Here is a 23,736-nt window from a genome sequence, read left to right as displayed (position 1 = left end):
AATCTTCACCTTATTCAAACCTGTGCGATCCACTTACGATGGGTATGGATCGACATCAAAACCCCAAACGCTGACAGTAGCGTCACCAGCGAAGTTCCTCCGTAGCTAATGAACGGCAACGGCACCCCCACAACCGGCAACAGGCCACTGACCATACCGATGTTGACGAAAACGTAAACAAAAAACGTCATGGTCAGGCTGCCCGCGAGCAATTTGCCGAACAATGTCTGCGCCTGGGCGGTGATCACCAGCCCGCGACCGATCAACAGCAGGTAAATCAGCAACAGTGCGCAGATGCCCACCAGGCCGAACTCTTCGCCCAGCACCGCAATAATGAAGTCGGTGTGGCTTTCCGGCAGGAAGTCCAGGTGCGACTGAGTGCCAAGCAACCAGCCTTTGCCGAACACGCCACCGGAACCGATGGCGGCTTTCGACTGAATAATGTTCCAGCCGGTACCCAGCGGATCGCTCTCCGGGTCGAGGAACGTCAGGACGCGCTGCTTCTGGTAGTCGTGCATCACGAAGTACCACATGGCCACAGACACCGGCACGGCGGCAGCAATCACGCTGAGAATCCAGCGCCAGCGCAACCCGCCCATGAACAGCACGAAGGCGCCACCGGCGAGAATCAGCAGTGAAGTGCCAAGGTCAGGCTGACGCACGATCAGAATGAACGGCAACCCGATCAGAAACAGACTGACGCCCACATGCTTGAGCTGCGGCGGCAAGGAGCGCTTGGCCAGGTACCAGGCAATGGTTGCCGGCATCAGGATCTTCATGAATTCCGAGGGCTGGAAACGGATCACCCCGGGAATGTTGATCCAGCGCGTGGCCCCCATGGCGTTGTGGCCCATTACGTCCACCACCACCAGCAACAGCACGCCGATCACATAACCGACCGGCACCCAGCGGGCCATGAAGCGCGGCTCGAACTGGGCGATAACGATCATCGCTACCAGGCCGATGCCGAAAGAAGTCGCTTGCTTGGCCAGCAGATCCCAGCTTTTGCCGCTGGCCGAATACAGCACGAACAGGCTGCCGGCCGCCAGGGTCAGCAGCAGGATCAGCAACGGGCCGTCGATGTGCATGCGTTGCAACAGCGTCGCACGGCGACGCATCACATCCTCGCTGGAGAGGATGCGATCGAAATTACTCTTCACGGGCCGTAGCCTCCGCACTGATAGGGCTGGCGTATTCGGCTTTCAGTCGGCCGTCCTGGTCCAGGAGCCAGGCGTCCATGACTTGACGCACCACAGGCGCGGCGACGCCGGAGCCGGACTCGCCGTTCTCGACCATCACCGACACTACGATTTTCGGGTTTTCGGCCGGGGCGAAGCCAACGAACAAAGCGTGGTCGCGGTGGCGTTCCTGAACCTTGGAGCGGTCGTACTTCTCGCCCTGCTTGATCGCGACCACCTGAGCCGTACCACTCTTGCCGGCAATCCGGTATTGAGCACCGATGGATGCCTTGCGCGCGGTTCCGCGGGCACCGTGCATCACCTGCTGCATGCCGTGGTTGACCTTGGTCCAGTCCGACGGGTCGCGCAGGATGATGTCCGGCATCGGATTTTCGTCCACCGGCTTCGCCCCTTCGAGGGTCTTGGCCAAATGCGGACGATTCCAGACACCCTTGTTGGCCACCAGCGCCGTGGCTTGGGCCAACTGCAACGGAGTGGACTGCATGTAGCCCTGACCGATCCCGAGAATCAGCGTCTCACCCGGGTACCAGGCCTGACGACGGGTCGCGCGCTTCCATTCCCGGGTTGGCATCAATCCCGGCGACTCTTCGAACATGTCGAGGGAGACCTTCTGGCCAATGCCGAATTTGCTCATGTAGGCCGACAGCCGATCAATCCCCAGCTTATGGGCCAAATCATAGAAGTAGGTGTCGTTGGACCGCATGATTGCCGTATCCAGATCCACGTAACCGTCGCCGGTACGGTTCCAGTTACGGTATTTGTGATCGTAATTGGGCAGTTGGTAGTAACCGGGGTCGTAGACCCGGGACGACGCCGTGACCACACCCGCATCCAGGCCGGCAATCGCTACCGCCGGTTTAATCGTCGAACCCGGAGGGTACAGACCGCGCAACACGCGGTTGAACAGCGGTCGGTCGATGGAATCGCGCAGTTCGGCATAGGCCTTGAAGCTGATGCCGGTGACGAACAGGTTCGGGTCGAAACTCGGCTGGCTGACCATCGCCAGCACTTCGCCAGTGCTCGGGTCCAGCGCCACGACCGCGCCACGGCGACCACCAAGCGCGGCTTCGGCGGCTTCCTGCAATTTGATGTCCAGGCTCAGGACAATGTCCTTGCCGGGAATCGGATCGGTACGCTTGAGTACGCGTAATACACGGCCTCGTGCGTTGGTTTCGACTTCTTCGTAACCCACCTGGCCGTGCAACTCAGCCTCATAGAAGCGCTCGATACCGGTTTTGCCGATGTGGTGGGTGCCGCTGTAATTGACCGGATCAAGCGATTTGAGCTCTTTCTCGTTGATCCGCCCCATGTAACCCACCGAGTGCGCAAAGTGCGCGCCCTGCGGGTAATGGCGCACCAGTTGCGCAACCACTTCCACACCGGGCAGGCGGAACTGGTTCACCGCGATGCGGGCGATCTGCTCTTCGGTCAGCTCGAACAGGATTGGCACCGGTTCGAACGGCCGGCGCCCCTGACGCATGCGCTTCTCGAAAATCACCCGGTCTTCGGGCGTCAACTCGAGCACCTCGACGATCACGTCGAGCACTTGCTGCCAGTTGCCGGAGCGCTCGCGGGTCATGCTCAGGCTGAAGCTCGGCCGGTTGTCGGCCACCACCACGCCATTGCGGTCGAAGATCAACCCGCGAGTCGGCGGAATCGGCTGCACATGGACGCGGTTGTTTTCCGACAGGGTCGAGTGGTACTCGTACTGGATCACCTGAAGGAAATACAGCCGCGCGATCAGCACGCCAATCAGCGCCACCACTGCAATGGCCCCGAACACGACGCGGCCACGCACCAGACGGGCGTCTTTTTCGTGGTCCTTGATGCGGATCGGCTGGGGCATGAGGGCAGAGCTACTTGTGGTAAGGGTGGCCGGACAGGACTGTCCAGGCACGATACAGCTGTTCGCCGATCAGAATCCGCACCAATGGGTGCGGCAGCGTCAACGGCGACAACGACCAGCGTTGATCCGCCCGGGCACAGACTTCCGGCGCCAGCCCCTCGGGGCCGCCGACCATGAAATTCACCGTGCGCGAGTCCAGCCGCCAGCGATCGAGCTCAACCGCCAGTTGCTCGGTGCTCCAGGGCTTGCCGTGGACTTCGAGGGTGACAATGCGCTCGTTCGGCCCGACCTTGGCCAGCATGGCTTCGCCTTCCTGACGGATAAAGCGCGCCACATCGGCGTTCTTGCCGCGGGTGTTGAGCGGAATTTCCACCAGTTCCAGCGCCAGCTCGGACGGAAGACGCTTGGCATATTCATGCCAGCCTTCTTCCACCCATTTGGGCATGCGTGAACCGACGGCGATCAGTCGCAGTCGCACAGCGGTCCCTTATTGCTGGTCTTTGTTGAGCTTGATGAAATGCTCATGGGTGTTTTCCGGGCTGTGGTGCGCGGCGCTGCCAGCACGGCTCTGCTCGGCACCCTGCCACAAACGCTCCAGGTCATAGAACTGGCGAGCGCTGGCAGTCATCATGTGCACGATGACATCGTCCATATCCAGCAACACCCAGTCGCTGTCGCCCTTGCCTTCTTCGCCCAACGGTTTGACGCCCTGAGCTTTGACCGCCTCGCGGACCTTATCCAGCATCGCGCCGATCTGGCGGTTGGAAGTACCGGTAGCGATGATCATGAAATCAGTGATGCTCTGCTTTTCACGAACGTCGATCACCAGAACATCCTGGGCCTTGACGTCTTCCAGGGCCGCGACGGCAACCTTGACCAGCTCTTCGCCACGCAGCTCCGGGCCAGTATTAGCCACTACTGGCAGCGGAGCGCTCTTGAACGTGCCCTTGCGCTTTACTTTGTTTACGTCTTTGTCAGTCATATAAAACTCGTTTTGCTCGTGTGTTCGGGCGCTTCGATACACGCGTTCACGTGCCTTGAAGCGCGCCCTTTTTCAGTTCGACGCACGGTAGAGTCCGTGCGCATCGATGTAGGCCAGGACCGCGTCGGGCACCAGGAAACGTACCGACTTACCGCTGGCCAGCAGTTGACGGATCTGGGTGGCGGATACCGCGAGCGGCGTCTGCCAGACGAATGCAATCTGTCCGCTCGGCCCTTTGAGGGCCAGCGGGTCGCTCACCGAGCGCGCTGCCAGCAGGTTGCGCAAGGCATCCGGCGGTTCGCTGTCGGCATCCGGGCGTTGCAGCACCAGGATGTGGCAATGCTGGAGCAACTCTTCCCAGCGGTGCCAAGTGGGCAGGCCGCAAAATGCGTCCCAGCCCAAAAGTAGAAAAACCTGGTCCGGGGCGGCCAGTTCGGCGCGCATCAGCTCCAGGGTGTCGATGGTGTAGGACGGTTTGTCCCGCTGCAATTCGCGGGCGTCCACCACCAGCGGTGGCACACCGGCCACCGCGCACTTGACCATCGCCAGACGGTCCTTCGCCGACACTTGCGGCGTACCCCGATGAGGCGGCCTGGCACTGGGTGTCAGACGCAACTCATCGAGCGCCAGCGATTCGGCGACTTCCAGCGCACCGCGCAAATGGCCGATGTGCACCGGGTCGAAGGTCCCGCCCAGCACGCCAATGCGTCGAGGCTGGGGCTCGCTGGCGGTCACTTGGACTGACGGGTCGAAGTCGCCCAAGTCAGACCGACTCCTGGCCGCGCAACTGACCGTCACCGACCACGATGTACTTCTCGCAGGTCAGCCCTTCGAGGCCCACCGGGCCGCGGGCGTGCAGCTTATCAGTAGAAATGCCAATCTCGGCACCCAATCCGTATTCGAAGCCATCGGCGAAGCACGTCGGGGTGTTGATCATGACCGAAGACGAATCGACTTCAGCCACGAAACGCCGGGTGTCGGCCAGGTTTTCGCTGACGATCGAATCGGTGTGATGGGAGCCGTACTTATTAATGTGCTCAATGGCCTGATCCAGACCGTCGACCACGCGGATCGAGAGGATCGGCGCCAGGTATTCGGTGTGCCAATCTTCTTCGGTGGCAGCAACGGCCTCGATGATCACCCGGGTACGCTCGCAACCGCGCAGTTCGACGCCTTTTTCGCGGAACTGGGCAGCCATCGACGGCAGAAACGCCTTGGCAACCGATTGATCGACCAGCAAGGTTTCCATGGCACCGCAGATGCCATAACGGTAAGTCTTGGCGTTGAGCGCGATGCGCTGGGCTTTCGGCAGATCGGCGTGGGCACTGACGTAGACGTGACAGATGCCGTCCAGGTGCTTGATGACGGGCACGCGGGCATCGCGACTGACCCGTTCGATCAGGCCACGGCCACCACGGGGCACGATGACATCAACGTATTCCGGCATGGTGATCAGCGCGCCAACGGCGGCACGATCGGTGGTTTCGACCACTTGCACCACGGCAGCGGGCAGTTCGGCCTCGGCCAGACCGCGCTGGATGCAGGCGGCAATGGCACGGTTGGAATGAATCGCCTCGGAGCCGCCACGCAGGATGGTCGCGTTGCCGGACTTCAGGCACAGGCTGGCGGCATCGATGGTCACGTTCGGCCGTGATTCGTAGATGATCCCGATCACGCCCAATGGCACACGCATCTTGCCGACCTGGATGCCAGACGGGCGATAACTCATGTCGCGGATCGCACCCACCGGGTCCGGCAGTGCCGCGACCTGACGCAAACCGACGATCATGCCGTCGATGCGCTCCGGGGTCAGTGCCAGACGTTCCAGCAGAGCAGGCTCCAGACCATTGGCGCGGCCGGCGGCCAAATCCAGTTCATTGGCTGCGGTCAGCTCGGCGCGTGCAGCGTCCAGCGCATTGGCAGCCGCCTGCAAGGCGCGGTTTTTCTGCGCGGTGCTGGCACGGCCGATCACGCGGGAAGCTTCGCGGGCGGCGCGACCCAAACGGGTCATGTAGTCAAGAACGGACTCAGTCATGGTCTGCAATGGTCTTTGCTAAGGTCTTGGTAAAGAGTAAAGCGGCAGATTATAGCTGTCGCGTCCCGGGACTAACAGCGGTGACGGGCGGATGGTCGAAATGGAGCGCAATTTGCCGACGTTCAGCCGTGATTAAGCTGCATATTGTTATCATCACCACTCAATCAGCCCTAATAAACGCTGTTCATCATGACCAACCTGCCTGCTTCTGCGTCCGCTACGCGCCAGCCCAACGGGCTGCCGGATGCATTTTTCGACCGCGATGCGCAAACGCTGGCCCGGGATTTACTGGGCAAAATCATCCGCCATCGGGTCGGCGACCTGTGGCTCAGTGCCCGGATCATCGAGACCGAAGCCTATTACTGCGAAGAAAAAGGCAGCCACGCCTCCCTTGGCTACACAGAAAAGCGTAAGGCTTTGTTTCTGGATGGCGGCCACATCTATATGTATTACGCCCGCGGCGGCGATTCGTTGAACTTCAGCGCTCAGGGCCCCGGCAATGCAGTATTGATCAAATCCGCCTATCCATGGGTCGACGAATTGAGCGGGCCGGCGAGCCTGGCGCAAATGCTATTGAACAATCCCGATGCCAAGGGCCGCCCTCGCCCCTCGCAAAAGCTGTGTGCCGGACAAACGCTGCTTTGCAAGGCGCTGGGGCTGAAGGTGCCGGTCTGGGACGCCAAACGCTTCGACCATGAAGTGCTGCTGGTGGAAGATGTCGGGCCAGCGCCCGGCCACATCATCCAGACCACACGCTTGGGCATTCCCCACGGGCGCGACGAACATTTGATGTACCGCTTCGTTGATGCGGCTTACGCACTTTACTGCACGCGCAACCCACTGCGCCGGGGGCAAGTCGAAGGTCGCGATTATTTTTTTCTGACTTGATGATGGAAAAATCCATTGTGGGAGCGAGCCTGCTCGCGATAGCGGACTAACAGTCGAAGTAGATGTCGTCTGACACTCCGCTATCGCGAGCCTGCTCGCTCCCACATGAGACCTGTAATGTTTTGAAGATTGCGCTCGCCCCTTGGACCGATTGATTATTCGATGGAGTTGTTTTTATGGGCCCATGGCTCGATAGCGTGACCGGTTGGCTGACGGTCAATCCTCAGTGGCTGGCCGCGGCAGTGTTCATAGTGGCTTGTGTGGAATGCCTGGCAATTGCCGGGCTGATCGTGCCCGGCACAGTGTTGCTGTTTGCCGTGGCGGTGCTGGCCGGCAGCGGCGCGTTGTCATTGGGTGAAACGCTGTTACTGGGTTTCCTCGGCGGGGTGCTGGGCGACATCGTTTCGTACTTTTTAGGCCGGCATTTCCACCAGAACATCCGGCGCCTGCCAGGGTTGCGCCATCATCCTGAATGGATGGCCGGAGCCGAGGCTTATTTCCAGCGTTATGGCATTGCCAGCCTGTTGGTCGGACGCTTTATCGGGCCATTGCGGCCAATGCTGCCGATGGTCGCCGGGATGTTCGACATGCCGTTCCCGCGCTTCGCCGTCGTCAGCCTGTTGGCTGCCGCGGGCTGGAGCCTCGCCTATCTCCTGCCGGGCTGGGCCACCGGGGCGGCGATTCGCTTGCCATTGCCGGAAGGTTTCTGGCCTGAAGCAGGGATTGTCGCCGGCAGCATTGCGGTGATGGTCGGCCTGAGCGCAAACAGCAGCCTGCGCCGCCATCGCCGGGCGACCATCTGGATCAGCAGCATGAGCCTGTTGATCCTGATCGGGCTGTTCATCGGCTACCCGCACCTGTCCGCCCTCGATCAGGGACTAATGACTCTGATACAGGAACACCGCAGCCCGGCGCTCGATGAAGTGGCCGTGGTGTTCACGCTGATCGGTGAATTCCGCAACATGTTCATGATCAGCGCGCTGCTGACAGTCTTGCTGCTGCTGACACGACAATGGCGGCATGCGATCTTCGCCGGCGGCACTTTGCTTTTCACCGCTTTGGGCAACACCGCAACCAAGCACTTTTTCGCCCGTGTGCGCCCGGAAGTGCTGAGCGATCCACTGACCAGCTACAGCATGCCCAGCGGCCATGCCTCGGGCTCTTTCGCGCTGTTCCTGACGCTCGCGGTGCTGGCGGGTCGCGGACAACCGCCGCGGATGCGCCTGACCTGGTTATTGGTGGGCTGCTTGCCGGCGCTGACGATTTCCTTGTCACGGGTGTACCTGGGCGCGCACTGGCCGACTGATGTACTGGCCGGCGCGATGCTGGCGGCGTGCGTGTGCGCGGTGAGCCTTTGGCTGACTCAACGCCAGACTTCGCTCAACGCCATGCCGCCGAAAATCTGGTGGCTGGTATTACCGTCGTTGGTGGCGTTGTTCGGTTTCTTTGTGTTGAGGCACATGCCGCATGCGATGTTGCGGTATGCGTACTGAAGATCAAAAGATTGCACCTGTAGCAGCAGCCTCGCAGGCTCGACAGCTGCTACGGGCTGCGATCTTCTAGCGGACGTCAGGCAAACAACTCACCCTGCAACTCATCCAGCAACGCCTGAATCGCATCCAGCCGTTGCTGCGGATCATCGAGTTGCAACAGGTCGATCTTGTCCTTCTCGGAGAACGGCAACAGGTACGCCAACTGATTGGCCAGCGACTGTTGCCCGGTCGCTTCGGAGCCCATGCTCAGCGCTTCGACCATCGGGTGTTCCGCCAAGGCCTTGAGCAGCGCGACCAGGTCGGCGTCTTCATCCTGCAGCGGTTGTTCGGGTTCATCTTTGAGCCACTCGACTTCGGCGACGATCAACTGGTCGCGCTGCACCTCGGTGCGCACAACGTGGAAACGCCGCCCACCCTTCACCCGAATGCCCAGCAGGCCATTGTCCTGCTGATGGAAATCGGTGATCAGCGCCTCGCATCCCACCCGTGCGTAGCCTTCAGGGGCTATGCCGACTTCTTCACCGTCGAGGATGCACACCACGCCGAAGCCGCCGCCCTGTTTCATGCAGCGACCGATCATGTCCAGGTAGCGCGCCTCGAAGATCTGCAAGTCGAGGATGCAGTCCGGAAACAGCACTGTGTTCAGCGGAAAAAGCGGCAAACTCATAGACATTTCCTTACACCACCATCGACACCGCCAACGGCAGGAACACCGCCGTGGCCACGCCCATCAGACTCATCGCCAGCGCCGCGAAGGCGCCGCACTCTTCACTTTCCTGCAAGGCCACCGAGGTGCCGACCGCATGGGCGGTCATGCCCAGGGCCATCCCACGGGCCTCCGGGCTGTGGACACCGAGACGGGTCAAAAGACTCGGCCCGAAGATCGCCCCGATCACCCCGGTAATCAATACGAACACCGCCGCCAGCGCCGCGACGCCACCGATTTGCTCCGCCACCAGCATGGCAATCGGCGAGGTGACCGACTTGGGCGCCATGGTCATCAGGATCATGTGTTCGGCGCCGAACCACCAGCCCAGCAGTACTCCCATGCCCGTGGCGACCACACCACCTATCACCAGCGTAGTAAATATCGGCCAGAACAACTGCCGGATCCGCCGCAGGTTGAGGTACAGCGGTACCGCCAGCGCAACAGTAGCCGGCCCGAGCAAGATACTGAGGATCTCGGTGCTCTTGCGGTATTCGGCGTAACTCAGGCCGCAACCGACCAGTACAGCGATGACCAGCAACATGGAAACCAGTACCGGTTGCAGAAAAACCCAGCGGGTTTTCTCGAACGCTGCCAGCACCAACTGATACGCCCCCAGCGTAATACCAATACCGAACAATGGATGATGAATCACCGACGCCCAGGCGCCGTGCCAATCGAACATCATTGGCCGTCCTCGTGATGAGCGTGACGCTTGACCATGCGCTGCATCAGCACGCCGGCGAAGGCCATCGACAGCAGCAGCGACAACACCAGCGCACCGGTGATCGCCCAGAAATCCGCGGCAATGTCGGCGGCGTAAACCATCACGCCCACTGCCGGCGGCACCAGCAGCAACGGCAGATAACGCAACAGGCTGCTGGCCGCGAGGTTCAGCGGTTCGCCGACTTGACCGCGAATAATCAGATACCCCAGCAGCAACAGCAGGCCAATGATCGGCCCCGGCAACACCGGCAAAAACAAATGGTTGAGGGCGGTGCCGAGCAATTGAAAAAGCACCAGCCAGGTCAGGCCACGTAACAACATCCATCATCTCCCGCGCGCGCTCCCCAAAAGAAGGGGCCCGACATTATAAGCACGCCAACGCTATGAATCGGCATTCGCCAACAGCATGGATAGTTGACCGGAGCCATTTGCCATGTTGATCTAAAGTGGTTCGCTGGGAGGTCAAATCCCCCACTCGAAAAACTATAAAACCGATGAACCCAAGGAGAGTCTCAATGCCCTATGTTCCAGTTGCAGAGCTCAAAGATTATGTCGGCAAGGAACTCGGACGTTCCCAATGGCTCACCATCGACCAGGAACGTATCAACCTGTTCGCAGAAGCCACAGGCGATTATCAGTTCATCCATGTCGACCCGGTCAAAGCCGCGCAAACACCTTTTGGCAGCACCATCGCCCATGGTTTCCTGTCGTTGTCGCTGATCCCCAAATTGATGGAAGACATCCTCATCCTGCCTGAAGGCGCGAAGATGGTGGTCAACTACGGCCTGGACAGCGTGCGTTTCATCCAGCCCGTGAAGGTCAATTCCAGGGTTCGACTCAAGGTCGACATGAACGACGTCATCGAGAAGAAACCCGGCCAATGGTTACTCAAGGCCACCGCCACGCTTGAAATCGAAGGGTCGGACAAACCGGCGTATATCGCCGAGCCACTGTCCCTCTGCTTCGTGTAAAGCATCCCGGATGCGAAGCAGCTCACGCTGTTTCGCGCCGTGTCTCTGCCGTGTCTCTATAAATGCGACACATAGCTGCGGCATACTCCGTCGCCTAATTGCCCGGATCCCGCTATGCGCTCACTTGCACTCCTTGCTTTGACCCTGTTGCTCACCGCTTGCGGCGATGGCGAATCGCTGTTGCCCCCCGATGCCCGCTTGCCGGATGGTGGACGCTATCGCGGTGATCTGGTCAACGGCTTGCTGCAAGGCGAGGGCCGCATCGATTACCCGAACGGCAGCTGGTACGCCGGCCAGTTCGACAAAGGCCAATGGCATGGTCAGGGCGAATGGCATGGCAGCAACGGCGAGGTCTATCGCGGGCAATTCCAGCAAGGGCTGTTCGACGGCCAAGGCACCCTGACCACCACCGGCAGCAGCTATACCGGCGGTTTCAAGGCGGGTAAACGAGACGGTGAAGGCACTCTTAAAGAAAACGCCATGACTTACCGCGGCGAATTCAAGGCCGATCAATACTCAGGGCTCGGTCGTCTGGAACTCGAAGACGGCAGCCAGTACCAAGGGCAATTCGCCCACGGCAAACCCAATGGCGAAGGCCAGCGCAGCGATGCCAGCGGAAACCAGTTCACCGGGCATTTCACTAACGGCCAGCTGGAAGGCAATGGCACCTTCAACAGCGCCGATGGCGATATCTATGTCGGCGGTTTCAAGAACAATCAACTGCATGGCAAGGGCCGCTACGAGAACGCAGATGGCGATGTCTGGCTCGGTCACTTCAAGGAAGGCGTGCTCAGCGGCAAGGGCGAGTTGATCGGCGCCGACAGCAGTCACTACATCGGTCAGTTCAGCGACTGGCGTTTCACCGGTCAGGGTCGCTTGAACCTGGCCGATGGCAGCTTCTATATCGGCCAGTTCGACGGCGACAACTATCAGGGCCAAGGCACGCTGGTGCTGACCGATGGCACGGTGCAGAGCGGCACCTGGGTCAACAGTCAGCGCGTGCGCGACGCCGACGGCAAGTTGCTGCCCGACCCTCTCGAACTCGGCTTGCTGGCTCAGGGTCGCTTGCTCGACGATGCACTGGCCAACGTGCCGGCCTCGACCCCGGCGGTCGAACTGTACACCTTGACCTTGGGCGGCGATGGCAAGCAGAGCGTGTTCCTGCGCGAGTCCGACTACGTCGCCAACATGCTCGCCAGCCGTTTCGGCGCCTTCGGCCAGATCCGTCTGGTCAACCATCGCGATCACCTCGGCGACCGACCGATGGCCACCCGGGAAAACCTGCGCCGCGCCGCCCAGACCCTGGCTGAGCGCAGCGGCCCGGAAGACTTGTTGTTCATTTATCTGACCAGCCACGGCACCAGCGAACACGAACTGGTACTCGACCAGCCACGCATGGAACTGGCCGACCTGCCGGCCGACGAACTGGCCGCCGTCCTCGCCCCCCTGAAAAAACGAGACAAAATCATCGTGATTTCGTCCTGTTATTCCGGCGGTTTCATTCCCGCCCTCAAGGATGAACGCACCCTGATCATGACCGCCGCGCGTGCCGATAGAGTGTCCTTCGGGTGCTCGGAGGAGGCCAACTTCACGTATTTCGGCGACGCGCTGTTCGCCCAGGCGCTGAATCAGACCGACAATCTGGAGCAAGCCTTCAAACTGGCCAGCGCCACCGTGGCCGAGCGGGAACTGGCCGACAGCTTCGAAGCTTCCGAGCCACAGATCTGGGCGCCGAAAACCGTTCTCGCCCACTGGCAATCGTTACGCAAACAACAGGCACGAAAGGCGCTGCAAAGTGTCTCTATCAGCAAGGATGAAAAGAGCAACTAAGCTGAATGTATCAAGGGGGAATTACTATGTACTTGACGCCTCAGCATGTATTGCTTGCCGGAGCTACCGGGTTAACCGGTGAACATTTGCTTGACCGTCTACTCAACGAGCCAACGATTACACGGGTATTGGCCCCCTCACGCCGGCCATTGGCCGAGCATCCTCATCTGGAAAACCCGGTCGGCGACCCGGCGGTGTTTTTGCCGCAGTTGAACGGTCGCGTCGACATTGCCTACTGCTGCCTCGGCACCACGATCAAACAGGCCGGCTCCGAAGAAGCATTTCGCGCAGTGGACCTGGACATGGTCGTGGCCTTCGCCAAACGTGCGCGGGAGATGGGCGCACGGCACTTGATCGTGATCAGCGCCTTGGGTGCTGATCGCAGATCCTCGATTTTCTACAACCGGGTTAAAGGCGAGATGGAACACGCATTGCGCGCGCAGAATTGGCCGCAGCTGACCATTTGCCGGCCTTCGCTGTTATTGGGCGATCGCGTGGAGCCGCGACTGGCCGAGAAAGTCGCCGGTCCGTTGTCGCGATTGATCCCGGGCAAATACCACGGCATCGAAGCCTGCCAACTGGCCCGCGCCATGTGGCGCCTGGCACTGGAAGAGCAGGATGGCGTGCGGATTGTCGAGTCGGATGAGTTGCGCAAGTTAGGCAAGTAATTCAGCGGCACCCAAGAGGACGTCTTCGCGGGCAAGCCTCCCTCCTACAAGCTTTGCATACGTTGTGACACCGTACCTGTAGGAGCGAGGCTTGCCCGCGAATAGAGCGCGAAACGCTCTCTTACAAACCACCCGTCGCCTGAAAACTTACGCCAATCACCGTCAACAACGACAGCGGCAACAGCAGCGTGTCGAGCAACGCACTGGCCGGCAGGTCAACACCCGGATAACTCGGCGCTTCTGCGCCAAATCGGTCCATGGCACAGCAACCGCCGTTCAGCGCATACAAATCCAGACGCGTCCCCGAATACACCACCGGCGCTCCAGGCTTGGCGGCATCGAGGGTGCGCGCCGTGGCGCAGCCCGCCAATTGCAAAGCCAGCAGGATGATCAGCAGCTTATTCATCGCTGCTCAAATGGTGTTCGCCCCAACGCGGCAGCATGTCTTGCGGAATGTTCAGCAGATTGAGAATCCGCGCCACGACGAAATCGATCAAGTCATCAATGGTCTGCGGCTGATGATAGAAGCCCGGCGACGCCGGCAGAATGGTCACGCCCATGTTCGACAGCTTGAGCATGTTCTCCAGATGAATGCTCGAATACGGCGCCTCGCGCGGCACCAGAATCAGCTGACGGCGCTCCTTCAAGGTCACGTCGGCCGCCCGCTCGATCAAGTTGTTGCAGGCTCCGGTCGCGATCGCCGACAAGGTCCCGGTGGAGCACGGTACCACCACCATCGCCGCGGGCGAGCCAGAGCCCGAAGCCACCGGCGACATCCAGTCTTCCTTGCCATACACCCGAATCTGCCCGGCGGCGGCACCGGTGTATTCAGTGAGGAAGGCTTGCATCATCTGCGGTTTCGACGGCAGCGAGACATCGGTTTCGGTAGCCATCACCAGTTGCGCGGCCTTGGAGATCAGGAAGTGCACCTCGCGGTCTTCACGCACCAGGCAGTCGAGCAGGCGCAAGCCATACTGGGCGCCCGAAGCGCCGGTCATCGCCAGCGTGATGCGTTCCGGGTCGTTGTTCATTGCAGCGCCTCGGCCAGTTTGCCGTGCAGGCCGCCGAAGCCGCCATTGCTCATGATCACCACGTGAGTGCCAGGCTGAGCCTGGCTCTTCACGCGTTCGATGATGCCTTCCAGCGAATCGCTGACGATCGACGGCACCGTGCACAACGCAGCGGTGGCGCCCAGGTCCCAACCGAGGTTGGCCGGCGAATACCAGATCACCTGATCGGCATCGACCACACTTTCCGGCAAGCCATCGCGGTGAGCGCCAAGTTTCATGGAGTTGGAGCGCGGCTCGATGATCGCGATCAACGGCGCGTCGCCAATGCGTTTGCGCAGACCGTCGAGGGTGGTGGCGATGGCGGTCGGATGGTGAGCGAAGTCATCGTAAATGGTGATGCCACGGACTTCCGCGACTTTTTCCATCCGCCGCTTCACGCTTTTGAACGCGCTCAGTGCCGCAATGCCCATCGACGGTACTACGCCGACGTGACGCGCAGCGGCCAAGGTGGCCAAGGCGTTGGCGACGTTATGCTGACCGGTCATGTCCCACTCGACCACGCCTTGAACGGCGCCTTCGAACATCACTTCGAATTTCGAACCGTCTTCACTGAGCAGTTTGACTTGCCACTGACCGCCGGCACCGGTGGTTTGCACCGGGGTCCAGCAGCCCATTTCAATCACGCGCAGCAATGCAGGTTCAGTGGTCGGATGGATGATCAGGCCTTCGCTCGGAATGGTGCGCACCAAATGGTGGAACTGCCGCTCGATGGCCGGAAGATCGGGGAAGATGTCCGCATGATCGAACTCAAGATTGTTCAGGATCGCCGTACGCGGCCGGTAGTGAACAAACTTGGAGCGCTTGTCGAAGAATGCACTGTCGTATTCGTCGGCTTCAATTACGAAGAACGGCGTATCACCCAGACGCGCCGACACCGAGAAATTCTGCGGCACGCCGCCGATCAGGAAACCCGGGCTCATGCCGGCGTGTTCCAGAACCCAGGCGAGCATGCTGCTGGTGGTGGTTTTGCCGTGAGTGCCGGCAACCGCCAGCACCCAGCGACCTTGCAATACGTGATCGGCCAGCCATTGCGGGCCGGAGACGTACGGCAGGCCTTTGTTCAGCACGTATTCGACGGCCGGGTTGCCACGGGACATGGCATTGCCGATCACCACCAGGTCGGGGGCCGGATCGAGCTGCGCCGGGTCGTAACCCTGGGTCAACTCAATGCACTGGGCTTGCAGCTGAGTGCTCATCGGCGGATAGACGTTGGCATCGGAGCCCGTCACGTGATGGCCCAGCTCTTTGGCCAGAACCGCCATCGACCCCATGAAAGTGCCGCAAATACCAAGAATATGAATGTGCATAGTCGACCTCGTAAAACATGGCCGCAGGTTAGCGTAGGGAGGGGAAAATCGCACTCTTTAGCTGTAACCACGCTCGTTCCCACGCTCTGCGTGGGAATGCAGCAAGGGAGGCTCTGCGTCCCAAAAGCGGACGCAGAGCGTCCGGGGAGGCATTCCCACGCAGAGCGTGGGAACGATCAGTCACAAGCTAGCGGGCGATACCGTGTTTGCGCAGCTTCCGGTAGAGGGTATTGCGGCTCACGCCCAACTGCTCGGCGGTGTGGGTCATGTGCCAGCGCTGCTGTTCCAATGCGTTGAGCAACGCCAACCGCTCGGCATCGTCCAGCGGATACTCGGACAGGGCTTCAACCGCGGACACCGTCACCGGCCGGGCCTGGCGAATCGTCGCTGGCAAATCCTCCAGCCCGATCCGACCGCCGTCACACAATGCCGCGAGGGTCCGCAGCACATTGCGCAACTGCCGCACGTTCCCCGGCCAGGCAAAATCCAGCAAGGCCTGCCGCGCCGGCCCGTCTATCAATACCGTTTCCCCGCCCGCCTCTTCGGCCAGCAAAAAGTCGAGCAACTGTGATTTGTCAGCGCGCTCACGCAACGCTGGCAATGCGACTTCCAGCCCATTGAGCCGGTAATACAAATCCTCGCGGAAACTGCCGTCCTGCACCCGCTCAAGCAGATTGCGGTGAGTGGCGCTGATGATCCGCACATTGACCGATTCCGGCTCACCGCCAATCGGCACCACCTGACGGTCTTCCAGCACCCTTAATAGACGGGTCTGCATGCTCAGCGGCATGTCACCGATTTCATCGAGGAACAACGTCCCGCCATCGGCCTGCTGCAACTTGCCGCGCATGCCTTCCTTACGGGCGCCGGTGAAGCTGCCGCCGCGATAGCCGAACAGTTCGCTTTCGATCAGGCTTTCGGGAATCGCCGCACAATTGAGGGCGACGAACGATTTTCCTGCCCGTTGGCTGGCCTGATGCACGGCTTTGGCGAAGGCCTCCTTGCCTGAGCCGGTTTCGCCGTTGATCAGCAACGGAACATCCCGTTCAAACACACGCAATGCCTTGCGGAAATCCTCCTGCAATGCGGCATCGCCCAGGCAAATGCCTGACAAGCGCGGACGCTCGGCAACCATCGGGCTTTGCACCACCGGCACCGGAATACTGCGCGGCTGCCCGCGCAATACGGCAAACAACCGCCGTCCGTCACGGGTGCGCAATGGCCAACTGGCGCTGGCATTAGCGCTCGCGCGGCCGAGCAATTCATCCAGCGAGCAGTCGAAAAACGCCTCCACCGGTTTGCCCAACAGCCCGCCACGAATATGCCCCAGCAAATTCAGCGCACTCTGGTTCACCGCACAGATCCGCCCTTCCCCGTCGAACGCCAACAAACCTTCGCTGAACAGCCCCACGGATTCGGCCTGCAGGTGAAAACGCAGCAACCACTGATTGTCGAAGTAACGCAGGAAATAGCAGCTCTCGATCATCTTCGCCGACAGATTGACCAAAGCCATGGTGTGGAACTGGCTCTGACGAGAAACCTCGTGACGCGCCGAAGACACGTCGAGTACCGCCAGCAGCTCGCCGTGAGGATCGAACACCGGGCTCGCCGAGCAGGTCAGGCCGGTGTGACGACCACGAAAATGTTCGTCTTGATGGATGGTCAGGGACTGGCGCTCCACCAGGCAGGTGCCGATGCCATTGGTGCCTTCGCAGGCTTCGCTCCAGTCGGCGCCCAGCCAAAGGCCGGCGCGCTCGAAAATTTTCCGTTCGGTAGGCGCGGTGACGCAGTTGAGGATCACCCCGCGGGCGTCTGTCAGCAGCACCGCGTGGCCGGCGCCGGAAAGTTGCTGGTGGAGGCTGGTCATTTCGTTGCCGGCGATCTGCAGCACTTGCTGCAAACGTTCGCGGCTTTCCAGCACGCGGCCATGTTCCAGCACCGTCGGCGCCATGGTCAGGGCCGGGTCGAGGTGATAGTCCTCAAGACAACGCAGCCAGGAACGGGCAATGGACGGATCGCTGCCGGGACCCTGCAGGTGAGATTTGCCTTGGGTCACGGTCAGCACTTGCTGGGCATGGCGACTCAAATGGTTGTCGTGCATTTCTTATTATTCTCCCCCGCAGGGTCTGGCTCGCTTCCGTGTAGCAGCTGCCGAAGGCTGCGTCCGGCCGCGAAGCGGTCGTAAAACCTGTGCCCCATATTTCATTGCCAAATCGAGGCGAGCGCTTCGCACTCGAACGCAGCCTTCGGCAGCTGCTACAAAAGCAAAGCCTTCACGTGAAGCCAGCATCCTCCAGCCATCGACGCATTGCAATGCTGGCAAGACCCGTCAGTCACAGCCTGCGCCATAAACGGTACAAAGTGTCACGGGGGGCTGTACCGCAAGCGTCACAAACGCCGCCCATCCGTCCGACAAAAAACGCGCAAGGCCTTGATTTACCTGACCTGCAACGCAGTGGCCCGACCTTTGCTCTAAGCTTAATGCAGCGCTCTAGCGCGTCCTCCCTTATAAGCACAAAAGCCAAGGAGAAACCCATCATGCGTTACGCTCACCCCGGTACTGAAGGCGCTATCGTTTCGTTCAAGAGCAAATACGGTAACTACATCGGCGGCGAGTTCGTCGCGCCTGTCAAAGGTCAGTACTTCACCAATACATCGCCGGTCAACGGCCAGCCTATTGCCGAATTCCCGCGTTCCACCGCCGAAGACATCGAAAAGGCCCTGGACGCTGCCCATGCCGCCGCCGATGCCTGGGGCGCCACGTCCGCCCAGGCTCGCTCGCTGGTCCTGCTGAAAATCGCCGATCGCATCGAACAGAACCTGGAAGTGCTGGCGATCACCGAATCCTGGGACAACGGCAAAGCCGTGCGCGAAACCCTCAACGCAGACATCCCGCTGGCCGCCGACCATTTCCGCTACTTCGCCGGTTGCATCCGCGCCCAGGAAGGCAGCGCCGCCGAGATCGACGGCAACACCGTGGCCTATCACATCCATGAACCGCTCGGCGTGGTCGGGCAGATCATTCCGTGGAACTTCCCGATTCTGATGGCCGCCTGGAAACTCGCCCCGGCCCTGGCCGCCGGTAACTGCGTGGTCCTCAAACCGGCCGAGCAAACCCCGCTGGGCATCACCGTGCTGATGGAACTGATCGGCGACCTGCTGCCGCCCGGCGTACTCAACGTGGTGCAAGGCTTCGGCAAAGAAGCCGGGGAAGCCCTGGCCACCAGCAAGCGCATCGCCAAGATCGCCTTTACCGGCTCAACCCCGGTCGGCTCGCACATCATGAAATGCGCCGCCGAGAACATCATTCCATCCACCGTGGAGCTGGGTGGCAAGTCGCCGAATATCTTCTTCGCCGACATCATGCAAGCCGAACCGACCTTCATCGAGAAAGCCGCCGAAGGTTTGGTGCTGGCATTCTTCAACCAGGGCGAAGTCTGCACCTGCCCGTCCCGCGCCCTGGTGCAGGAATCGATCTATGACGAATTCATGAAAGTGGTCATGAACAAAGTCCTGCAAATCAAACGTGGCGACCCGCTGGACACCGACACCATGGTCGGCGCCCAGGCGTCCGAGCAGCAATTTGACAAAATCCTTTCGTACCTGGAAATCGCCAAGGGCGAAGGCGCTGAGCTGCTGACCGGTGGCAAGGTAGAGAAACTCGAGGGCAGCCTGGCGACCGGGTATTACATCCAGCCGACCCTGCTCAAGGGCACCAACAAAATGCGCGTGTTCCAGGAAGAAATCTTTGGCCCGGTGGTGAGCATCACCACCTTCAAGGACGAAGCCGAAGCCCTGGCCATCGCCAACGACACCGAGTTCGGCCTGGGCGCCGGTCTCTGGACCCGCGACATCAACCGCGCCTATCGCATGGGCCGTGCCATCAAGGCCGGTCGAGTGTGGACCAACTGCTATCACCTGTACCCGGCGCACGCCGCGTTCGGTGGCTACAAGAAGTCCGGTGTCGGTCGTGAAACCCACAAAATGATGCTCGATCACTATCAGCAGACCAAAAACCTGCTGGTGAGCTACGACATCAATCCGTTGGGCTTCTTCTAAACGTCTGTCGCGAGCAAGCCACTTCCCCCGTGGGAACGGGCTTGCTCGCGAAACGTTGAACATTCAGCAGAAATACCTAGCGCCACCCCGGCAAAAACGCCGACTAAAAAACAATAAGAACAGGTGAACCCCTATGCCTAGCGATCAAGCCAGCGCGCAGCCGGCAATCTCCTCGGTCGACTTCGAAAAAGTCGGCTCCGATTATTTCCAACAACGTGAACTGAAAAAAGGTGCAGCGGGCTGGGTCCTGCTGGTGGGCCTGGGCGTGGCCTATGTCATCTCAGGTGATTACGCCGGCTGGAACTTCGGTTTGGCCCAAGGCGGATGGGGCGGCATGTTTCTCGCCACGTTGCTGATGGCCACCATGTACTTGTGCATGTGCTTCTCCCTGGCCGAATTGTCTTCCATGATCCCGACCGCCGGCGGTGGCTACGGATTTGCCCGTAGTGCATTCGGGCCGTGGGGCGGGTTCCTCACCGGAACCGCGATCCTGATCGAGTACGCGATCGCCCCAGCGGCGATCGCGGTGTTTATCGGGGCGTATTGCGAGTCGCTGTTCGGCATTGGCGGCTGGATGATTTACCTGGCGTTCTACATCATCTTTATCGCCATTCACATTTTCGGTGTCGGCGAAGCCCTGAAGCTGATGTTCGTCATCACCGCCGTCGCAGCCTTGGCATTGGCAGTATTTCTGATCGCGATGGTGCCGCACTTCAACGTCGCCAATTTGCTGGACATCCCGGTGACCGAGGCCAAGGGCGCCAGCAGTTTCCTGCCCTTCGGCTATGTCGGTGTCTGGGCAGCCATTCCTTACGCAATCTGGTTCTTCCTGGCCGTCGAAGGTGTGCCACTGGCAGCGGAAGAGACCAAAAACCCGAAACGCGATCTGCCGCGCGGGCTGATCGGCGCCATGCTGGTGCTGGTGAGCTTTGCCTTGCTGATTCTGGTTATCGGTCCTGGCGGTGCCGGCTCCAACGCCCTGCTGACCTCTGGTAACCCGTTGGTCGAAGCGCTGACCAAAGCCTATGGCGGCTCGACCTGGATGGGCAGCTTCGTCAACCTTGTGGGCCTGGCCGGGCTGATCGCCAGTTTCTTTTCGATCATCTATGCCTATTCGCGGCAGATCTTTGCCTTGTCCCGTGCCGGCTATCTGCCGCGCAAACTGTCCGAAACCAACAAAAGCAAGGCGCCGGTACTGGCGTTGATCATTCCCGGCATCATCGGCTTTGGTCTGTCACTGACCGGCCAGGGCGACCTGCTGATTCTGGTGGCGGTGTTCGGCGCGACCATCTCCTATGTGCTGATGATGGCCGCGCACATCACCTTGCGTATCCGTCGCCCCAAAATGGATCGTCCGTACCGCACGCCGGGCGGTATCTTCACCTCAGGCGTGGCACTGGTGTTGGCTTGCATCGCCGTGGTGGCGGGTTTTCTGGTGGATCCGCGGGTGGTTATTGGCGCCGCGATCATCTATGGAGTGTTAATTGCTTACTTTGCTTTCTACAGTCGGCATCACTTGGTAGCAGGCACGCCCGAAGAAGAGTTCGCGGCCATTCAGAAAGCTGAAGAAGCCTTGCACTAACGGCCGCAAATCCCGGCGCAGGCCCTGTCTGCGCCGTCACGGAGAATCTGTATGGCGAGTTTTGCTCACACTGTCGGCGCCCAGACCTACCGCTTCGACAGCCTCAAGGACGTCATGGCCAAAGCCAGCCCGGCGCGCTCCGGGGACTTTCTGGCTGGCGTTGCCGCCCTCAACGATGGCGAGCGAGTGGCCGCGCAAATGGCCCTGGCTGACATCCCGCTGACTCACTTCCTGCAGGAAGTACTGATTCCATACGAGACCGATGAAGTCACCCGGCTAATCATCGACACTCATGATAAACAGGCTTTTAAAGCGGTCAGCCACCTCACTGTCGGCGGCTTTCGCGACTGGCTGCTCAGCGACGCCGCCGACGAACAGAGCCTGCGCGCGCTCGCTCCGGGCCTGACCCCGGAAATGGCCGCCGCCGTGTCGAAGATCATGCGCGTGCAGGACCTGGTGCTGGTGGCGCAGAAAATCCGCGTGGTCACGAAATTCCGCGGCACTCTGGGCCTGCACGGCCGACTCTCGACACGCCTGCAACCCAATCACCCCACCGACGAACCGGCCGGCATCGCCGCGAGCATTCTCGACGGCCTGCTGTACGGCAATGGGGACGCAATGATTGGCATCAACCCGGCCACCGACAGCATCGCTTCGATCTGCGCCATGCTGGAAATGCTCGATGCGATTATCCAGCGCTACGAAATTCCGACACAGGCCTGCGTGCTGACCCACGTCACCACCTCCATCGAGGCAGTGAATCGCGGCGTTCCGCTGGACCTGGTGTTCCAGTCGATCGCCGGCACGGAAGCGGCCAACGCCAGTTTCGGTATCAACCTCAACGTCTTGCAGGAAGGCTATGACGCGGGTTTGAGCCTGAATCGCGGCACGTTGGGCCAGAATCTGATGTATTTCGAGACCGGCCAGGGCAGCGCCTTGTCGGCCAACGCCCATCATGGCGTCGATCAACAGACCTGCGAAACCCGCGCCTACGCCGTGGCACGCCATTTCAAACCGTTTTTGGTGAACACCGTTGTAGGCTTCATCGGCCCCGAATACCTCTACAACGGCAAACAGATCATCCGCGCCGGTCTCGAAGACCACTTCTGCGGCAAGCTGCTGGGCGTGCCCATGGGTTGTGATATCTGTTACACCAACCATGCCGAAGCCGATCAGGATGACATGGACACCCTGCTGACCCTGCTGGGCGTGGCCGGGATCAACTTCATCATGGGCATCCCCGGCTCCGACGACATCATGCTCAATTACCAGACCACGTCGTTCCACGACGCTCTCTACGCCCGGAAAACCTTGGGCCTGAAACCGGCGCCGGAATTTGAACAGTGGCTGGCGAACATGGGCATCTTCACCCAGACAGACGGCAAAATTCACTTCGGCGATAACCTGCCGCCGGCCTTCCGTCAGGCCATGGCGCAACTGGGATGAGTATTGAGATGGATAAACCACCTGTCGATCCGCAAAACCCGTTGCTGGAACTGCGTCGCCTGACCCCGGCACGTATCGCTCTCGGTCGCACCGGCACCAGTATGCCGACCAGCGCGCAGCTGGATTTCCAGTACGCCCATGCACAGGCCCGGGATGCGGTGCATCTGCCGTTCGACCACAGGGGGCTCAGTTCGCAACTGGCCGAGCGTGGACGTGAGAGTTTGCTGCTGCACAGCGCCGCCACGGACCGGAACAGCTATCTGCAGCGCCCCGATTTGGGGCGCAAGCTGAGTGATGAGTCGGCGCAGACTCTGCGCGACTACGCGCTGAGTCATCCTGGCGGGGTGGATCTGGCCGTCGTGGTAGCCGACGGCCTCTCGGCATTGGCCGTTCATCGCCACACCTTAGCGTTTCTGGCGCGCATGGAAGAACAGACAGCTGCTGAGGGCTGGTCCCTGTCGCCGGTGATCCTTGTGGAACAGGGTCGAGTCGCGGTGGCCGACGAGATTGGCGAGCTGCTGGGCGCCAAAATGGTGGTCATTTTGATCGGTGAACGCCCTGGTTTGAGCTCGCCAGACAGCCTGGGGTTGTATTTCACCTATAATCCCAAAGTCGGACTGACGGATGCCTATCGCAATTGCATCTCGAATGTCCGTCTCGAAGGCTTGAGTTACGGCATGGCGGCACACCGTTTGCTGTATTTGATGCGCGAAGCCTGTCGGCGGCAGTTATCGGGGGTCAGTCTGAAAGACGAAGCCCAGATTCAGACGCTGGAGTCGGACATTGGTGCGGACATGAAAGGCAATTTCCTACTGAGCCCGTCGGATGCCTGAACCGTTTCCGCATTGCGTTTCTATTCAGGTTTCAGGCAGGATCGATGCACGGCCGCCAGGGTTTCCCGTCGCCGTCACCATGTAAGACAGCCACT

The 23,736-nt window shown here is 60.5% G+C and carries 22 protein-coding genes; 9 read left to right on the top strand and 13 right to left on the bottom strand.

Going from position 1 to position 23,736, the window contains the following annotated elements:
* Window positions 1–14 precede the first annotated feature (14 nt).
* From rodA to MMG91_RS19035, 6 genes are all read right to left on the bottom strand, one after another.
* Window positions 15–1,118, bottom strand: a complete 1,104-nt coding sequence (gene rodA / locus MMG91_RS19060) for a rod shape-determining protein RodA (protein ID WP_305449866.1) — start codon at window positions 1,116–1,118, stop codon at window positions 15–17.
* 31 nt (window positions 1,119–1,149) lie between these two features.
* Window positions 1,150–3,045: a penicillin-binding protein 2 gene (gene mrdA, locus MMG91_RS19055; protein WP_305447029.1), complete on the bottom strand. Its 1,896-nt coding sequence runs from the start codon at window positions 3,043–3,045 to the stop codon at window positions 1,150–1,152.
* A 10-nt stretch (window positions 3,046–3,055) separates the two neighbouring features.
* A complete protein-coding gene (gene rlmH / locus MMG91_RS19050) occupies window positions 3,056–3,523 on the bottom strand; it encodes a 23S rRNA (pseudouridine(1915)-N(3))-methyltransferase RlmH (protein WP_003185785.1) in 468 nt (155 codons plus the stop codon).
* 9 nt (window positions 3,524–3,532) lie between these two features.
* Window positions 3,533–4,027: a ribosome silencing factor gene (gene rsfS, locus MMG91_RS19045; RefSeq protein ID WP_038981377.1), complete on the bottom strand. Its 495-nt coding sequence runs from the start codon at window positions 4,025–4,027 to the stop codon at window positions 3,533–3,535.
* A gap of 72 nt (window positions 4,028–4,099) precedes the next feature.
* Window positions 4,100–4,789 carry a nicotinate-nucleotide adenylyltransferase gene (gene nadD / locus MMG91_RS19040; RefSeq protein ID WP_007894355.1) on the bottom strand — a complete coding sequence of 230 codons (690 nt, stop codon included), beginning with the start codon at window positions 4,787–4,789 and terminating at the stop codon, window positions 4,100–4,102.
* 1 nt (window position 4,790) lies between these two features.
* Window positions 4,791–6,062 (bottom strand): glutamate-5-semialdehyde dehydrogenase, encoded by a 1,272-nt coding sequence (locus tag MMG91_RS19035; RefSeq protein WP_310660381.1) that lies wholly within the window; start codon window positions 6,060–6,062, stop codon window positions 4,791–4,793.
* A gap of 189 nt (window positions 6,063–6,251) precedes the next feature.
* Between MMG91_RS19035 and MMG91_RS19030 the strand changes: the two genes are divergently transcribed.
* On the top strand, window positions 6,252–6,950 hold the full coding sequence (locus tag MMG91_RS19030; RefSeq protein WP_310660380.1) for a DNA-3-methyladenine glycosylase: 699 nt from the start codon (window positions 6,252–6,254) through the stop codon (window positions 6,948–6,950).
* A gap of 176 nt (window positions 6,951–7,126) precedes the next feature.
* On the top strand, window positions 7,127–8,443 hold the full coding sequence (locus tag MMG91_RS19025; RefSeq protein ID WP_310660379.1) for a bifunctional DedA family/phosphatase PAP2 family protein: 1,317 nt from the start codon (window positions 7,127–7,129) through the stop codon (window positions 8,441–8,443).
* Between the two features lie 76 nt (window positions 8,444–8,519).
* On the opposite strand, the gene MMG91_RS19020 is transcribed toward MMG91_RS19025, so the two are convergent.
* The 3 genes from MMG91_RS19020 to MMG91_RS19010 are packed head-to-tail and all read right to left on the bottom strand — an operon-like array spanning window position 8,520 to window position 10,196.
* A complete protein-coding gene (locus MMG91_RS19020) occupies window positions 8,520–9,110 on the bottom strand; it encodes an LON peptidase substrate-binding domain-containing protein (RefSeq protein ID WP_310660378.1) in 591 nt (196 codons plus the stop codon).
* A gap of 10 nt (window positions 9,111–9,120) precedes the next feature.
* Window positions 9,121–9,837, bottom strand: a complete 717-nt coding sequence (locus tag MMG91_RS19015) for an LrgB family protein (protein ID WP_305447034.1) — start codon at window positions 9,835–9,837, stop codon at window positions 9,121–9,123.
* Window positions 9,834–10,196, bottom strand: coding sequence for a CidA/LrgA family protein (locus MMG91_RS19010; protein WP_183682903.1), 363 nt, complete (start codon window positions 10,194–10,196; stop codon window positions 9,834–9,836). The genes MMG91_RS19015 and MMG91_RS19010 overlap by 4 nt, the downstream gene beginning before the upstream one ends.
* Window positions 10,197–10,390: 194 nt before the next feature.
* On the opposite strand from MMG91_RS19010, the gene MMG91_RS19005 reads away from it, so the two are divergent.
* The 3 genes from MMG91_RS19005 (at window position 10,391) to MMG91_RS18995 (ending at window position 13,344) form a co-directional block, all read left to right on the top strand.
* Entirely contained in the window at window positions 10,391–10,846 is a 456-nt protein-coding gene (locus tag MMG91_RS19005; RefSeq protein WP_305503425.1) for a MaoC family dehydratase, read from the top strand.
* Between the two features lie 114 nt (window positions 10,847–10,960).
* Complete coding sequence (locus MMG91_RS19000; RefSeq protein WP_310660377.1) at window positions 10,961–12,676, top strand: C13 family peptidase; 1,716 nt, start codon at window positions 10,961–10,963, stop codon at window positions 12,674–12,676.
* A gap of 26 nt (window positions 12,677–12,702) precedes the next feature.
* On the top strand, window positions 12,703–13,344 hold the full coding sequence (locus tag MMG91_RS18995; protein WP_305447038.1) for an oxidoreductase: 642 nt from the start codon (window positions 12,703–12,705) through the stop codon (window positions 13,342–13,344).
* 121 nt (window positions 13,345–13,465) lie between these two features.
* On the opposite strand, the gene MMG91_RS18990 is transcribed toward MMG91_RS18995, so the two are convergent.
* From MMG91_RS18990 to MMG91_RS18975, 4 genes are all read right to left on the bottom strand, one after another.
* Window positions 13,466–13,750, bottom strand: coding sequence for a YceK/YidQ family lipoprotein (locus MMG91_RS18990; RefSeq protein WP_305447039.1), 285 nt, complete (start codon window positions 13,748–13,750; stop codon window positions 13,466–13,468).
* Complete coding sequence (ubiX, locus tag MMG91_RS18985; protein ID WP_310660376.1) at window positions 13,743–14,375, bottom strand: flavin prenyltransferase UbiX; 633 nt, start codon at window positions 14,373–14,375, stop codon at window positions 13,743–13,745. The genes MMG91_RS18990 and ubiX overlap by 8 nt, the downstream gene beginning before the upstream one ends.
* Window positions 14,372–15,721 (bottom strand): UDP-N-acetylmuramate:L-alanyl-gamma-D-glutamyl-meso-diaminopimelate ligase, encoded by a 1,350-nt coding sequence (mpl, locus tag MMG91_RS18980; protein WP_310660375.1) that lies wholly within the window; start codon window positions 15,719–15,721, stop codon window positions 14,372–14,374. Before mpl ends, ubiX begins: the two co-directional genes overlap by 4 nt.
* A gap of 187 nt (window positions 15,722–15,908) precedes the next feature.
* The gene (locus MMG91_RS18975) at window positions 15,909–17,822 is read right to left on the bottom strand and encodes a sigma-54-dependent Fis family transcriptional regulator (protein ID WP_310660374.1); all 1,914 of its coding nucleotides are present in this window, start codon (window positions 17,820–17,822) and stop codon (window positions 15,909–15,911) included.
* A 437-nt stretch (window positions 17,823–18,259) separates the two neighbouring features.
* Here MMG91_RS18975 and MMG91_RS18970 point away from each other — a divergent pair, with 437 nt between their 5' ends.
* The 4 genes from MMG91_RS18970 to eutC all read left to right on the top strand — a co-directional run bounded on the left by MMG91_RS18970 (window position 18,260) and on the right by eutC (window position 23,641).
* Complete coding sequence (locus MMG91_RS18970; protein WP_030129557.1) at window positions 18,260–19,780, top strand: aldehyde dehydrogenase family protein; 1,521 nt, start codon at window positions 18,260–18,262, stop codon at window positions 19,778–19,780.
* Window positions 19,781–19,913: 133 nt separating this feature from the next.
* On the top strand, window positions 19,914–21,362 hold the full coding sequence (gene eat, locus MMG91_RS18965) for an ethanolamine permease (RefSeq protein ID WP_038981364.1): 1,449 nt from the start codon (window positions 19,914–19,916) through the stop codon (window positions 21,360–21,362).
* Between the two features lie 51 nt (window positions 21,363–21,413).
* On the top strand, window positions 21,414–22,808 hold the full coding sequence (locus MMG91_RS18960; protein WP_310660373.1) for an ethanolamine ammonia-lyase subunit EutB: 1,395 nt from the start codon (window positions 21,414–21,416) through the stop codon (window positions 22,806–22,808).
* Window positions 22,809–22,816: 8 nt separating this feature from the next.
* Complete coding sequence (gene eutC / locus MMG91_RS18955; RefSeq protein ID WP_310660372.1) at window positions 22,817–23,641, top strand: ethanolamine ammonia-lyase subunit EutC; 825 nt, start codon at window positions 22,817–22,819, stop codon at window positions 23,639–23,641.
* Window positions 23,642–23,736 lie beyond the last annotated feature (95 nt).

It is taken from the genome of Pseudomonas sp. JL3 (assembly GCF_031570575.1).
In the GTDB taxonomy this organism is placed as follows: domain Bacteria; phylum Pseudomonadota; class Gammaproteobacteria; order Pseudomonadales; family Pseudomonadaceae; genus Aquipseudomonas; species Aquipseudomonas cucumis.
This window is presented reverse-complemented; position numbering and strand designations above follow the sequence as displayed.

What these genes read in the sequence shown, in the direction of transcription:
- rodA (WP_305449866.1), bottom strand. Translation starts at nt 1,118, where the DNA reads ATGCGTCGCCGTGCGACGCTGTTGCAACGCATGCACATCGACGGCCCG.
- mrdA (WP_305447029.1), bottom strand. Translation starts at nt 3,045, where the DNA reads ATGCCCCAGCCGATCCGCATCAAGGACCACGAAAAAGACGCCCGTCTG.
- rsfS (WP_038981377.1), bottom strand. Translation starts at nt 4,027, where the DNA reads ATGACTGACAAAGACGTAAACAAAGTAAAGCGCAAGGGCACGTTCAAG.
- MMG91_RS19035 (WP_310660381.1), bottom strand. Translation starts at nt 6,062, where the DNA reads ATGACTGAGTCCGTTCTTGACTACATGACCCGTTTGGGTCGCGCCGCC.
- MMG91_RS19030 (WP_310660380.1), top strand. Translation starts at nt 6,252, where the DNA reads ATGACCAACCTGCCTGCTTCTGCGTCCGCTACGCGCCAGCCCAACGGG.
- MMG91_RS19025 (WP_310660379.1), top strand. Translation starts at nt 7,127, where the DNA reads ATGGGCCCATGGCTCGATAGCGTGACCGGTTGGCTGACGGTCAATCCT.
- MMG91_RS19020 (WP_310660378.1), bottom strand. Translation starts at nt 9,110, where the DNA reads ATGAGTTTGCCGCTTTTTCCGCTGAACACAGTGCTGTTTCCGGACTGC.
- MMG91_RS19015 (WP_305447034.1), bottom strand. Translation starts at nt 9,837, where the DNA reads ATGATGTTCGATTGGCACGGCGCCTGGGCGTCGGTGATTCATCATCCA.
- MMG91_RS19010 (WP_183682903.1), bottom strand. Translation starts at nt 10,196, where the DNA reads ATGTTGTTACGTGGCCTGACCTGGCTGGTGCTTTTTCAATTGCTCGGC.
- MMG91_RS19005 (WP_305503425.1), top strand. Translation starts at nt 10,391, where the DNA reads ATGCCCTATGTTCCAGTTGCAGAGCTCAAAGATTATGTCGGCAAGGAA.
- MMG91_RS19000 (WP_310660377.1), top strand. Translation starts at nt 10,961, where the DNA reads ATGCGCTCACTTGCACTCCTTGCTTTGACCCTGTTGCTCACCGCTTGC.
- MMG91_RS18995 (WP_305447038.1), top strand. Translation starts at nt 12,703, where the DNA reads ATGTACTTGACGCCTCAGCATGTATTGCTTGCCGGAGCTACCGGGTTA.
- MMG91_RS18990 (WP_305447039.1), bottom strand. Translation starts at nt 13,750, where the DNA reads ATGAATAAGCTGCTGATCATCCTGCTGGCTTTGCAATTGGCGGGCTGC.
- ubiX (WP_310660376.1), bottom strand. Translation starts at nt 14,375, where the DNA reads ATGAACAACGACCCGGAACGCATCACGCTGGCGATGACCGGCGCTTCG.
- mpl (WP_310660375.1), bottom strand. Translation starts at nt 15,721, where the DNA reads ATGCACATTCATATTCTTGGTATTTGCGGCACTTTCATGGGGTCGATG.
- MMG91_RS18975 (WP_310660374.1), bottom strand. Translation starts at nt 17,822, where the DNA reads ATGCACGACAACCATTTGAGTCGCCATGCCCAGCAAGTGCTGACCGTG.
- MMG91_RS18970 (WP_030129557.1), top strand. Translation starts at nt 18,260, where the DNA reads ATGCGTTACGCTCACCCCGGTACTGAAGGCGCTATCGTTTCGTTCAAG.
- eat (WP_038981364.1), top strand. Translation starts at nt 19,914, where the DNA reads ATGCCTAGCGATCAAGCCAGCGCGCAGCCGGCAATCTCCTCGGTCGAC.
- MMG91_RS18960 (WP_310660373.1), top strand. Translation starts at nt 21,414, where the DNA reads ATGGCGAGTTTTGCTCACACTGTCGGCGCCCAGACCTACCGCTTCGAC.
- eutC (WP_310660372.1), top strand. Translation starts at nt 22,817, where the DNA reads ATGGATAAACCACCTGTCGATCCGCAAAACCCGTTGCTGGAACTGCGT.